Below are 12865 nucleotides of genomic sequence, written 5' to 3'. Positions count from 1 at the left end.
TCGCATTCCCCCTATTTAAAATAGCAATAATAGCACAACAAGAGAGACGATAATCAATGAACATCCACCTTGTTAACATACACCGTGGTTATAATGAATCCAAGAATCGATGTAAGCAAAATAGATAAATAGGAGTATACGGGAGCATATTCAGCAACAAACCGATTAATAGCCACTGCATGTACCGCTGAATAAGGAAACAATACCCGATATTCTGAATTTGCAAGTGCGACGTTTGCCATCGTGATAACGGCAGTAAATATAATGGTAGGAACATAATTTTTAAACAGAAAGGTTACAAGCATAGTTGGCGTTGACAACAGAAACAGTAGAAATCCACCCATGATATATTGGGAAAAGGATTGTATTAATAAAGCGGTACTTAAACCTTCAAACTGTCCAATACATCCTAAAATCAAAGTCAGTCCCCAAGTCATTATTGTTAATAGTAAAATCCAAATCAACAGTAAAACTAATTTGCTTAGAATAAAGCTAGTTCTCGATACGGGGATGGTTAGCAGGTTTTTTAATGTATCTTCCACATACTCCCGATTAATAAGGTAAGCAGTAATCACTCCATACAGAAGTGTTCCTATGAGTAGAAGTGTATACAAATTCGTATTGTAAAAGGATTCTTGAAACTCAACAGATGCATGAGGATTTTTCATTTTCATATTTAAAAATCCGATAAATACCATAATCGGAGCTGAAGCCGCTCCTATCATGCTGACAAAAAACATTTTCGCTCTCTTAAGCTTTAGAAGTTCAACATAAAGCAAATTACCCAATAGTCCCACCTCCAATTAACTTCGTGAAGTAATCCTCTAGCTTATCTTCGCTCATCGTTATCTTACTTACTTCAATACCATTCTCTACAAACAATCTGTTCATCTTCCCCTGTTGGCCAAAGTGTGAATACACCCTGATAATTCCGTCTTCGTGCACCCGGTAATCAGATATTTGAAGCTGATCCTCCATCAGCATAGCTGCTTTATTATCGTTAGATACCTGGAACTCAAGGTATTTTCGATTTCTAACTCTAAGCTCTTCAAAGGAGATTTCCTCAAGCAGCCTCCCCTCATGAATAATTCCAATCTGATCTGCCAGTTGTTCTACTTCTGATAAAATATGACTAGAAATCAAAATCGTTATATTTCTTTCTTGGGCTAGAGATTTAATCAGTCTTCGTATCTCTTTAATGCCAATCGGGTCTAAACCATTGGTTGGTTCGTCTAATAGTAACAGCTCAGGATGATGCAGAATGGCTCTAGCAATCCCTAAACGTTGCTTCATTCCCAATGAATATTTACCGACCAGCTTTTTCGTCTCATGTTGAAGTCCAACGATCTCTAAGGCTTCCTCTATTGCATCTTTCTTATGAACACCCATGAGCTTTGCATTAATAAACAGATTTTCTCTAGCTGTTAAGTTTTCATAGAATCCTGATGACTCCACAATAGAACCTATTCTTCTTAAAATCTCTTTCTTTTTTTTCAGTAAATTCTCTCCGAATATTTCAATCGTCCCCCGTGTGGGTTTTATTAATCCTAACAGCATACGAATGGTAGTCGTCTTTCCTGCACCATTCTGACCGAGAAAACCATAAATCTGTCCCTGCCCTACATTCATCTCAAGGTTATTTACAACGATCTGCGTACCATATGCCTTTGTTACATCTGTGGTTTTAATGATTACACTCATGTTGTCCCCCTGCTATTAAACGATTATCACTAGCGTTCATAGTTTCATGATAAGCAGACGAATTTAATTGCCTCTTAATTCGTTCTTAATTAATTCTTAAATTCCATTCCATGCTGCTTTTGCTTGGGAATAGAAAAGCCAAAGGTCGTTTTTATTTCCGGCTCACTCTCGACCCATATCTTTCCTGAATGCTTTTCTACAAGGCTCTTAGCTATAGCCAAACCTAGTCCACTACCCCCATGTAATGAGTTTCTCGCGCGATCTGTACGATACATCCTCTCAAATACATGAGGTACGTCTTCCCTAGAAATCCCCGGACCCTTGTCCCATATAGACAATTGGTACTCTTTGTCGGTCTCAGTCAATTCAATGCCTAGCACTTTCCCCTTTTTCCCATACTGCACAGCATTTTTGATCATATTATTCATAATTCGGAACAGACTCAGACGATCAGCTACGATCAGGCATTTCTCTTCAGGAATGCAGACCTTCAGCTCCATCTGATATGTTTTTAGCTCAGACAAAAATTCAATTAATGATTCCCTAACCATTTCAGCAAAGTCGAGCAATTCTAGCTGTAAAGGGATTTCATCCGCATCTAATTTCGCCATATGGAACATTTCATCAATTACATGTTTCAAACCGCTCGATTTTTTTGAAATGATCTCCAGATATTCTCGTCTCTCCTTGTCTGAAGTTGCCACATTATCCTTTAGAGCATCAACATATCCAATCATAGAAGTAAGAGGAGTACGAATATCATGCGAAATACTAGATAAAAGACTTCTTCTGGCTGCTTTTGATTTTATCGCCTGAACTTGAACTTTTTCTAGCTGGTCAATTAATTCGTTCATGCAAAAGATCATTTCATTAAATAAGTAATCCTCATTAGCCAATAATCTTGTCTGGAAATTTCCATGAGTCGCACGTCTTAGCTCCTCAATCATCCTCTTTACTTTCGCCAGGAATTCGAGCCTTATGACAATAAGAAGTCCTGTTATCACAAATAAAACAGTAAATAACCCTCCTCTCAGGAAGCCTTCAGTCAGTCCCTTTACATCTATAAATAGGAAGCATGTCATGATGATGAGCTGAAGGAGAAGAAGGAAGGTTATTTTGTCATATCTCATTTTTTTCACCTACAAACTTATAGCCAATTCCCCAAACGGTCTGAATATACTTTGGTTCGGATGGATTCGCTTCTATTTTCATTCTCAGTTTTCGAATATGTACCATAACCGTATTGTCATCTTCTACGTATTCACTATTCCAAACCTGACGAAAGAGCTGTGTCTTCGTAAAAACCTGTTCAGGATGGGAAGCAAAAAATTTCAGTAGTTCAAATTCCTTGGCTGTTAAGCTTATCATTTCTCCAGCTAAATGTACGGTATATTTTATAAGATCAATTGTAATGCCTTTAAACATTAGTAATGTGTTTTCATGAGAACGATCATCGCTCCCTAGTATTAGAAATCTTCTCATAATAGCCTTAACTCTAGCCACCACTTCATTTATACTAAAGGGCTTGGTAATATAATCATCTGCCCCCATACTCAGACCCAAAATTTTATCAATCTCATGATCCTTAGCAGTGAGCATTAGAATCGGAATGTTCGTTTTATTTCGAAGCCTTCTGCATACCTCGATCCCATCAATCTTGGGCATCATTACATCTAAGATCAGGAGGTTATATTTCTTTTTTTCAAACATCTGAAGAGCTTCTTCTCCATTTACTGCCACATCAACCTGATATAACTCTCTTTCCAAATATTTGCGTAGTAAATCTCTAATTTCTTTTTCATCATCGACAATAAGCACCCGAATCTCTTCCATATTTTCACCCGTTTCTTATCTCTTCTTCGCATTATACCATCTCCGCAAGCAAAGACCTTACTTTCGAGAGGACGAGAAATACTGCGTGATGACATGATTTTTTGGCCAATAAAAAAGAGCGCCTCATTACGATAGCGCTCTTATCGAAAATTCATAATATTAATGGCCAGGATCAACTACAGTTGGAATAACTTTAAAAGCAGTTATGTTTGAACCCGTTGTTTTGTGTAAAGGAACCACATTCATCGCGACTAATAAAGTTAAGGATAATACCGTTGCAGCAACCGTCTTTTTCACTCCATTTTCCTCCTCTAGTTACCATTTTTTTCTTACAGCCCCATTATACACTTCATTTAATCTTTTTACATATTCAATATCTACTGACATTAAATTTTTTGCAAAATATTCAAAAATATGTTTCATACACTCTGTTAATTCCTGATAGGCATTCACTTTTTTAAATGTACCTAAACTCAACAAATAGCTTTCTTTTCCTTGCTCAGGAAATCCGCTTTCCATCATAAAATTCCCTTTGAATTGGTAGAATGTTCCGATCGAAATATGCTGATAGGGAGTTTGAGGATGATGAAGCATACATTCCTCTTCTTTGGTCAGCAATTCTGCAATAGAATTCATGTCGCTCGTTTGAAAATATACATCAAATAATTCATTCGCCACATGTATTTTAAGGTCCTTGCTAACCTCAGCTAGACAATCCTTTAACATGGGAATCGCTATATCAAATTGCTTCGTTTTTGCTTTCACAATAGCACGAGTAATTTTCGTAGCATCCGGGACAAAATGATACGGGTATTGCTCGAAAACATCCAAATGATGCTCTACTTCATCATAATTTTCTAAAAATAACAGAGAGTTAATCATAGCTAAGTGGGCTCTCGCCTTTAATTCTGTTCCCGGGGTTCCTTCTTTCAGGCCCAACTTACATAACTCGATGCACTCGGCAAATTTCTTCGTGTTATGAGCATGCAATGTCATTCTAAAATAAAAAGTTATTTTCTCTTCATCAGATAAAAAATCCACATAATATAATGATTCTTCTCCTACTCTAAACGATTCTTCCAAACGTTTCAAATCTTCTCTCTCAATTAAGTATTTTTGATATAATCCTTTTGCAATATACATGGGTACTCCATGGCCTCTGGCATAGGTAATAATGATATTATAGAGGGTTAACCGAATGTCTGTATTCATGTTCTTATTCGCAAGCTGGTATAAATGTTCTAATAGTGTATATGTATCCTCCTGAGGAGACTCAAGAAATTTATTCGCCACTTTTGTGAGTAAGGAAAGGTTGGAAATTTCAATGGATTCTGATAAAAATACATCCAGCACACTCACTCGTTGTTCCATTTCAATACAACATTCAATGATCTCCTCGCAAGGGATTTCTAAAACATCTGCGATTGGTTTTAAGGTTCGTAACTCTGGACGCTTCGTCTCACCACTTTCTATTTTGGAAATAACCCCCTTACTAACCCCAGTCACTCTGGATACCTCTGATAAACTGATGCCTAGCTCTGTTCTTTTTGCTCTTATCAGCTCCCCGATTGTTTGGGTAGTTTTACTGTCGACCATATGAATCCCCTTCCTATATTAATAGAACGTAGCATTTTTTATTAATTTTAACCCTTCTGTATATTTCTGTAAATAACAATAAAAAATAATGGATTGATTAATAGTATTTTATTATGCTCAAAAGATTTTTACCTGATAGATTCCATTCCTATGAATTGAAGTTTAGAATTGATCACGATTCACTAGTTATAATTCAGCAGGATTTTTGGGGTAATACATGCGCGCTAACGGAATGTCCTGAAGCACGAAAAGGCTGCCGATAGTCCCCCGCCGACAGCCTTTCATTTCAGCACCGCTTTTTCCAAATCCCGATCGTTCTGGAAACACACACTGTAAATTAATCGAACAAATAGGCAGGAAATGCTTGCGGTGTTGTTCTATCTCGTCATAAAATACGTCTTCATACGCTGGAAAAGCCTTGAAAAACGCTTGAGGAATTTTCATTTGATAACGCCGCTCCCTTTTCAAAGTTTGTTTCTCTAACCGTATATGTACATAAACACGAAACATTTCATTTATTATAAATTCACTAGAAACCACTAGCAATATTCTGTCTTAACAAATTGTTTACAAATGCGATTCAGGATTTGATTCACCAATATGGGGAACGCGTCTTCCATCTGGTTTGTATGATTGTCAAAAACCATGCGCTGGCAGAGGATATTACCCAGGAGGTATTTATCAAGGCTTATCGCAGTGTCGAGAGCTTTCGTGGCGAGCTTCCCTGTTCCGAAAAAAGCCTCCTATCAAATGAATGTATTTCGCCGCTTTAAAGAAGAACATACATATAGCGGCTCTATCCCCATCATACCGTACTGACAAAAATGACAGACCAAAAGCCAGATATCCGTTACTGGGGACCTCTGGCTTTTGGTTCATTTTGTATAAGCTAGTCCTTTAATCTGCTAGTCCTTTAATTCTGCTACTGCTTTAGCTCTGGTAGCAGCTTATACACTTGATATAGAATTTCTGTTCTCACCTTAACTAGTTCAGAATATGCATACAACGATTTCATTTTCGCGAACTTCTGCTGGCTTTCTGATGTCGTTTCATTTTGGCTAAAATCATGTAGTGTAAACATGGTAAAGGTCTCTGCCCAGTCCTCTACCACGTTGGTGATGGCATATTCGGATACAAATTCCTGATGATAGGTATCGTAGAAGACCCGTTTAGCTACTGCATCGGTCTCTACATTTGTCTGTTCCCATTCTTTTTCATACATCGACCAGAATTGCTGATAAAATTTATTTAGATAAGAATCCTTTTTCGTACAGCCTTCGTTTACATGTAGACTGTCACACTTTACGTTATTTTTTGACCGACTCTGACTCGCCCGCGCTCTTGGTTTATCATGTTCTATGTAACTTTGCATCTGATCCTCTCCTAGCGAGATCAGGTGGGCAGTCTCATGGATCAGTTCTTTAACTAGCTGTGGATCAGCTTTATGGAAATCTAGCGCATCCATCGCCAATCTCCATTTATTCGAACCATCCTCTGATTGAATTAGATTCGCAAGGACATGCTGTTTCCCATCTGTCATCACCGTGAATTCTGTAAGCTGTTTTCGTTGCTCCTTAGGAATTAACGCCTTATAGAAGTTCCACATCTCATGATGCAGCCGAGTATCTTTTTGCCATTTTTCAAGCTCCTCACGCTTTAGATCAGTTGCAAAAGAGTTGCTCCTCCATTTTTGGGTATCCAGCTTTTGCTGATACGGCTCTACTAATTCATCTTGTGCATTAATCTTGTATTTCATCAGCACTTGTGTTTCAATAGCATTTTGTCTTTTTGCGTCGATGGATAAGCCTTTCTCGTTGGCTTTCGACTCAGCGTTTTTATCCTTCTCATACTCTTCCATCGAAAGTAGCTCGGGTATGTTTACACTGATTTCCTTAACCAGTCTATTGCCTAACTCTATGCAATCTTGCTCATCAGTACAAATGTTTTGTATGTCTGTTTTATTCATCGATTCTAGCTGTTTGGGTTCAGAGTAGGCTTGTTGGGCTTGCTGTTCCACAGACTGACAGCCCAGCAATAATAGGAGCAAGAACGCGGACAGACAAGCTGCCACTTCTTTTTTATTCATGAAAACCTCCATGTATTTGTCTTAGATGATACCCCGCCTATCACAAGCAGAATGCACGTAGATACAAATCTGCTAAGAAGAAGGGAAACAAAAATTACTTATCTATTATAAACGTTACGAATGAAACAAAAAAGAGACGATGAATTACTGGTTGAATATCAGAGCCAAACGTCGGCAAATAAAAAATGGCTGATGCATCCTGAACACATGCATCAACCATTTTTTTACATCGATCCTTCTATTTGTCTAATCTTCCGCCGTTTATGTGTCTCCATCAGGTTCATCATTTTAGACAAAAGCATGGAAATTCCAAAGGTGATGCAATAAATAATGACTAAATAAACTAGCGTATACCACGTGCTTTCAAAAATCCAAGCAATATCACCTAGATAACCTATCAGTGTCTTATTTACTATAATCGTAACAGCCGAGTGTGTCAGGTATATGAAGAAGGTCAGACCTTTACGAAAGGTCAAAGGAATATACTCTGCCCAATCGAATAGAAAAAGTAAGCCAGTAAGCAACGTAACAAGTGTCGCTAATACAAACCGCATATGAACAGCCACGTAGGTTGTTTCAGATAGAACAAACAATATGGCACTAAATAAGGAGATTCCAGCAAAGCCTACCAGAATAGGCTGATTATTCTTCATGAAGAGAATGATTTCTTCCCTGTACCAATATATGATATGTCCCAAATAAAACGTGAAAATCCAGGTCGGGAAAGCATGCCGTGTACTCAGTCCAAGCCAAGGCTGGTGTAGGTAATTAATATACACATATTGAAATATCATAAACACCCAGATCAGCACAAGAATATTCTTTTTGTTAATAATATTCCTAAAAATGTAAGCGAATACATAATATTGGCACAGCATGAAGATAAAATAAAGCTGTCCGCCTGTTTTACCAAGTATGATATTTAGAAAATCAGTTCCTTGTGAAGGGAGCTGTTCCGTTAATAAATAGTGATACAAAACACCAAATAAAAGGAACGGGATAAAAATATAAGTAATTTTTCCCGAAAAAAAGCTCCAGCCACTCCCCTTTAATCGTTCTAGGGATCTTGCAGTAAAAAATCCAGTAATAATTGCTAAAAATACAGTTCCATAACGGCTGATTTGATTTAAAGCAATAACCCAGAATGGATCAGTATAGTTGAGCACTAATGCGGTATAATGCCCAGCAAATACTAGAAATGATGAGAGCAACTGTAGTATAAACAACGATTTGACGATTCTCGAATCCATATACATATTAGTCTCCGATTTCTGTTTTTGTATTTGTTTTACTCTTTGTTATTATCATTCTATCAAATAAACGTGGAAATTCTGTGGAAAACCAATAAAAAAAGAACTTAGTCCAATATGTACTGAACTAAGCCCCATTATTTAGCCTTCTATATACTTTAAGCCGAAGCCTGTATTCTCTTCTCGTTATGAGTTTTCAATCTTCTTCTCTGCCTTTTTTGCTGTTTTTTGACTCCAGCCAAAAATCTTGTTCATAAACTGATACACATACTTAGATTCTTTGGTGAGTAAAGGTCCCAGTATAGCAAGAATCAACACGTATAAGGCAGAAAACGGTTTTAAAATAGGCATTAGCCCGCCTGCAATACCAAGATTCGCTACAATAATAGTAAACTCACCGCGAGCCATTATCGTAAGTCCGATATTACTAGATGCTTTATGAGACAGTCCAGAGCGTCTGCCTGCAATCATACCGGCAACGTAATTACTCACTACAGTTAAAATAACAACACCTAACGCAAGCCAAATGGCACCGCCTAGTGTTAATGGATCAATACTGAGCCCAAAGCTAAAGAAAAATATGGCTCCAAAAAAATCACGGAATGGAATAACGAGTTTTTCAATGCGTTTGCTGTGCTCTGTCTCTGATAATGCTAAGCCGAATAATAAGGCGCCGATTGCTTCTGCTACGTGAATGGTTTCAGAAAAACCAGCAACAAAGAATAAAGCTGCAAACACCACAATGATAAAAATTTCATCTGAAGCAATATTAAGTAGTTTATTTAAGATAGGGGTTCCCTTACGCGCAATTACAAAAAACAATAGCATATATCCGATTGAAATGAGGACAGATAGAATGCTTCCTCCAATCGATGTTGCCCCACCTAGCAACAATCCTGACATAATAGAAAGGAATACCGCGAGGAAAATATCGTCAAAGAGAATTATTCCGAGGATAAGTTCTGTCTCTGAGTTTCCCGTTCGCCGCAAATCTACTAAGATTTTGGCTACAATCGCACTGGAAGACACTGACACAAAACCAGCAATAATTAATGTTTCTAGCATTGGGAATCCTGTTATAAAACCATAGAGAAGCCCCAATACAAAGTTAAGAGCTACATATATGGTTCCACTAACGGCTATAGATTTCCCTGATTTGATGAGCTTACCGACTGAGAATTCCAGCCCAAGATAAAACAGTAAAAACAAAACGCCAATCCTACCCATAAAATCAATGATTCCCTGGGATTCAATAAAGGTAAAATCAAAAATTCCAATCGTAGGAGCATGTGGCCCTACTATCATTCCCAAAACAATTAAAAATGGGATAATCGAGAATTTTAATCTTCCCGCCAGCAATGCTGCAATCGCTACCAACAAAAGTGCCGTTCCGACCTCAAATACCAAATGATCCATCTATATTTTAGTCCCCCTCGTTCGATAATAATTCACGAATCGCCGCCTTTAAATGAGTTCTTTCCCCACTTAGGACTAACGTATCTCCAGCTTCTATAATCGCCTCAGGTCCCGGATTCAGAACTTTTTTCAAATTCTTTTTCAGAATAGCAATCACAGTCACACTGTACTTATTGCGAATATCCACCTCCAGAATCGACCGATTAACCGCTAAAGCATTTGGTGATACCTTAAACCATTCAATTACTAAATCATGAAATGCCATTTCTACTGTCTCAAGCGCTTTTGGCTTATAAACGACTCCTCCTAGAATCTCAGCCACTTTTCTAGCTTCGGCATCGTTAAAAATAACACTAGAAATACTCTCGTCGTGATCATCTGCATCGAATTGATAAATCTCTCTTCGACCATCATCGTGGATAACGATAACCACTTTTTCATTATTTCTTGTAATCATTTCGAATTTTCGACCGATGCCAGGTAGTTCAATTTCACGAATATCCATTGCTGTAATGCCCTCCTCGCTACATAAAAAATAATGTAGAATCTGTAATCAGTTTACCCTTTTTATTACGAAACATTACTATTGATCATTTCTTGGGCTGATTACTTTTTTGGTATACGAATCAAGCCCGAAAAAGTTTCATAATTCCTATAGGTTTACTTATTTATAAATAAAAGCACTTAAATAGCTTGCGTATTTTTTTATTTTTGCTATTTTACACATCTGTAACAAATTGTCCATAAATTTTTTAATGTTAAAGTACGAAAATGTAAAGACATGCTTGTTTTAACAAGTGTAAAAATGGAGGGATTATTTTGAAATTGAAAGGAATCTTTCAGTTTAAATCGATTAAAGGGCAGCTATTATTTATGATTTGTGGCTTGCTGATCATTACCTGCTTAGGACTTACAAGCCTTTCTTTTTTTGAAGCGCAAAAGCAAATGGTCACAAGTGCAGAGGAAATGCTTTTGCCTCTTGCCCAACAAGCAGCGGGAAATTATCAGGCTCAATTGACAGATGACATAACATTTGTAGAAAGTTTAGCAGCTAGAGAAGCAGTTAAAAAATATCAAACAGATTCAGCAACAATTAAAAAGAATCTTGATACCCTAGTAAAAGAGCATGGTGCAATAGATTGGGGTATTGCAGACGCTACAGGTAAGACCGTGATTGGTAGTAATGAAGGGAAAGATATTAGTAAAAAGGTCTATTTCCAAAAAGCATTGACCGGAGCTTCAAATACATCAGACGTATTTATCGCCAGCCAAACGAAAGAACCTATTATCGTGTTTGCTGCACCTATCCGTACGGGAAATCAGATTATTGGTGTTGTATACGTCGTTCAATCTGCTGATGAATTGGTAAAGTTTTTGTCTACGCTTAGTTTCAGTGAAACAGGACAAGGCTTTGTTGTAGATAAAACCGGAACGATTGTCGTCACTGATGATATTCCAAAAATGAAAGAACAAGAAAACTTGATTGTGATGTCTCAGACCGATGACAGCTTTAAAGAACTCGCTACCATTTTGTCCGATTTGATTACGGGAAATGCTGGTTCTGGCTCTTATCATTATCAAGGAATAAAAAAATATGTTGGATACGCCCCGATCCCTCTTACAGGCGGTGGAATTGTGATCTATATCAATTCCGATGATCTACTTAGCGGCATTACTAGCATGCGAAATTATTTAATGGTAATTTCTTGTTTATTCTTGTTAGCTTCTATTGGTGTTGCCTATTGGTATGCTTATACGCTAAGTCGTTCCATCCACTCCTTTAAAGACATTCTAGGAAGAATGGCACAAGGCGAGCTAAACACATCAATCGATGACAAGCTACTCAAGCGTAAAGACGAGTTTGGTGAGCTGTCTCACATGCTACAAAATATGAAGAACTCCTTTAGTAATTTAATTGGTGTTGTACAAAAGCAATCGACGGAAATCGATCAATCTTCTCAGAGCCTAAGTAACGTTTCCAATGAAATGAGTACCGCTACGGAAAGTGTGTCGATCTCCATTCAAGATGTAGCAACGGGTGTTACTTCCCAAACAGAAGATTTGATTGAGATCGGTGAGACTCTCAGCTCGTATGGTACACAATTAGATGAGATGGTGCGTGCGATCGAAGAAGTAGACACTAACGGAAAAAATATTCATACGTTAGCAAATGAAAGTAACGAAAACCTGAATCAGCTCATCACATCGGTCGATGAGGTTAATCTGGTTTTCCAGGATTTCATCAATAATATTGTCACAGCCAACGATAACCTAAAGGATGTTCATCATATCACTACTGTCATTAATCAAATTGCTGAACAAACAAATCTATTAGCATTAAACGCAGCTATTGAAGCAGCAAGAGCAGGGGAATCTGGCAGAGGCTTCGCTGTTGTGGCCGATGAAGTACGTAAACTAGCAGAGCAATCCCGCCAATCTTCTCAAATGATCGCAGACATGATTAGCGCGGTATCTGCCGATTCAGATCAAATGCTTATGAATGCAACATCAATGAAAGAAGCTATCTCCGGGCAAAAATCAGAAATGGACACAGCCACTGCCTCTTTCCGTAACATCATGGCAGAAATTGACGTCATTAATCCTAAGCTGGAGGAACTTAGCTTATCTGCACAGCACATGCAGCAGCAAAAAGAAGATATTATCTCGAAAGTGGAATCCAGCTCCAGTATCTCGCAGGAAGTCGCTGCCTCCTCAGAGGAAATTGCGGCTACGTCCGAGCAAGCCTCCGCTTCTGCTCAGGAAGTACATGCTACCGCTAGTACGTTGGCTAACATGACGAAGCAGTTGCAGGAAGAACTGAAGCGATTTAAAGTTTAATTTGTAATGAAAGCACCATTCCTTATGTATTTTGTGGTTCATTTTGCGATTTTGAATATTTTTAGACATCCACCACAAACAAGCAAATTTATTCATCCCCCCTCATAGAATAGATGCATATGCCCAAAGAATTTGACAGCCACGA

12 protein-coding genes and 1 pseudogene are annotated in these 12865 nt (G+C 37.9%); 2 read left to right on the top strand and 11 right to left on the bottom strand.

Annotated elements, in window-relative coordinates:
• Positions 1–53: 53 nt before the first annotated feature.
• The 7 genes and pseudogenes from GOP56_RS20885 to GOP56_RS24455 form a co-directional block, all read right to left on the bottom strand.
• Positions 54–788, bottom strand: a complete 735-nt coding sequence (locus GOP56_RS20885) for an ABC transporter permease (protein ID WP_163246529.1) — start codon at positions 786–788, stop codon at positions 54–56.
• Complete coding sequence (locus GOP56_RS20880) at positions 781–1701, bottom strand: ABC transporter ATP-binding protein (protein WP_163246528.1); 921 nt, start codon at positions 1699–1701, stop codon at positions 781–783. The genes GOP56_RS20885 and GOP56_RS20880 overlap by 8 nt, the downstream gene beginning before the upstream one ends.
• 89 nt (positions 1702–1790) lie before the next feature.
• Positions 1791–2831, bottom strand: a complete 1041-nt coding sequence (locus GOP56_RS20875) for a sensor histidine kinase (RefSeq protein ID WP_163246527.1) — start codon at positions 2829–2831, stop codon at positions 1791–1793.
• Positions 2821–3534, bottom strand: coding sequence for a response regulator transcription factor (locus tag GOP56_RS20870; protein ID WP_163246526.1), 714 nt, complete (start codon positions 3532–3534; stop codon positions 2821–2823). The genes GOP56_RS20875 and GOP56_RS20870 overlap by 11 nt, the downstream gene beginning before the upstream one ends.
• 159 nt (positions 3535–3693) lie before the next feature.
• Positions 3694–3831 (bottom strand): hypothetical protein, encoded by a 138-nt coding sequence (locus GOP56_RS23505; RefSeq protein ID WP_003339069.1) that lies wholly within the window; start codon positions 3829–3831, stop codon positions 3694–3696.
• Positions 3832–3849: 18 nt separating this feature from the next.
• Positions 3850–5130, bottom strand: coding sequence for a helix-turn-helix domain-containing protein (locus tag GOP56_RS20865; protein ID WP_163246525.1), 1281 nt, complete (start codon positions 5128–5130; stop codon positions 3850–3852).
• Positions 5131–5445: 315 nt separating this feature from the next.
• Positions 5446–5574 (bottom strand): annotated as a pseudogene (locus GOP56_RS24455) (siderophore biosynthesis protein); the annotation flags it as partial.
• Between the two features lie 185 nt (positions 5575–5759).
• On the opposite strand from GOP56_RS24455, the gene GOP56_RS24100 reads away from it, so the two are divergent.
• On the top strand, positions 5760–5903 hold the full coding sequence (locus GOP56_RS24100) for a sigma factor (RefSeq protein WP_082457671.1): 144 nt from the start codon (positions 5760–5762) through the stop codon (positions 5901–5903).
• Between the two features lie 149 nt (positions 5904–6052).
• Here GOP56_RS24100 and GOP56_RS20850 read toward each other — a convergent pair whose 3' ends face one another.
• From GOP56_RS20850 to GOP56_RS20835, 4 genes are all read right to left on the bottom strand, one after another.
• Positions 6053–7216, bottom strand: coding sequence for a hypothetical protein (locus GOP56_RS20850; protein WP_163246524.1), 1164 nt, complete (start codon positions 7214–7216; stop codon positions 6053–6055).
• Positions 7217–7440: 224 nt separating this feature from the next.
• Positions 7441–8466 carry an acyltransferase family protein gene (locus GOP56_RS20845; protein ID WP_371807976.1) on the bottom strand — a complete coding sequence of 342 codons (1026 nt, stop codon included), beginning with the start codon at positions 8464–8466 and terminating at the stop codon, positions 7441–7443.
• Positions 8467–8652: 186 nt separating this feature from the next.
• Positions 8653–9882 (bottom strand): cation:proton antiporter, encoded by a 1230-nt coding sequence (locus GOP56_RS20840; protein WP_003339076.1) that lies wholly within the window; start codon positions 9880–9882, stop codon positions 8653–8655.
• 7 nt (positions 9883–9889) lie between these two features.
• Complete coding sequence (locus GOP56_RS20835) at positions 9890–10387, bottom strand: cation:proton antiporter regulatory subunit (RefSeq protein ID WP_003335176.1); 498 nt, start codon at positions 10385–10387, stop codon at positions 9890–9892.
• Between the two features lie 314 nt (positions 10388–10701).
• Here GOP56_RS20835 and GOP56_RS20830 point away from each other — a divergent pair, with 314 nt between their 5' ends.
• On the top strand, positions 10702–12720 hold the full coding sequence (locus GOP56_RS20830; RefSeq protein ID WP_254068493.1) for a methyl-accepting chemotaxis protein: 2019 nt from the start codon (positions 10702–10704) through the stop codon (positions 12718–12720).
• Positions 12721–12865 lie beyond the last annotated feature (145 nt).

It is taken from the genome of Brevibacillus sp. 7WMA2, from assembly GCF_010748895.1.
Lineage (GTDB): Bacteria > Bacillota > Bacilli > Brevibacillales > Brevibacillaceae > Brevibacillus_B > Brevibacillus_B halotolerans.
Note: the sequence above shows the minus strand (reverse complement) of the source record. Positions and strands in the feature narration are given on the sequence as shown.

Excerpts from the sequence above, each read along its gene's own strand:
- GOP56_RS20865 (WP_163246525.1), bottom strand. The coding sequence starts at position 5,130 with ATGGTCGACAGTAAAACTACCCAAACAATCGGGGAGCTGATAAGAGCA.
- GOP56_RS20870 (WP_163246526.1), bottom strand. The coding sequence starts at position 3,534 with ATGGAAGAGATTCGGGTGCTTATTGTCGATGATGAAAAAGAAATTAGA.
- GOP56_RS24100 (WP_082457671.1), top strand. The coding sequence starts at position 5,760 with ATGATTGTCAAAAACCATGCGCTGGCAGAGGATATTACCCAGGAGGTA.
- GOP56_RS20875 (WP_163246527.1), bottom strand. The coding sequence starts at position 2,831 with ATGAGATATGACAAAATAACCTTCCTTCTTCTCCTTCAGCTCATCATC.
- GOP56_RS20845 (WP_371807976.1), bottom strand. The coding sequence starts at position 8,466 with ATGGATTCGAGAATCGTCAAATCGTTGTTTATACTACAGTTGCTCTCA.
- GOP56_RS20880 (WP_163246528.1), bottom strand. The coding sequence starts at position 1,701 with ATGAGTGTAATCATTAAAACCACAGATGTAACAAAGGCATATGGTACG.
- GOP56_RS20840 (WP_003339076.1), bottom strand. The coding sequence starts at position 9,882 with ATGGATCATTTGGTATTTGAGGTCGGAACGGCACTTTTGTTGGTAGCG.
- GOP56_RS20835 (WP_003335176.1), bottom strand. The coding sequence starts at position 10,387 with ATGGATATTCGTGAAATTGAACTACCTGGCATCGGTCGAAAATTCGAA.
- GOP56_RS20850 (WP_163246524.1), bottom strand. The coding sequence starts at position 7,216 with ATGAATAAAAAAGAAGTGGCAGCTTGTCTGTCCGCGTTCTTGCTCCTA.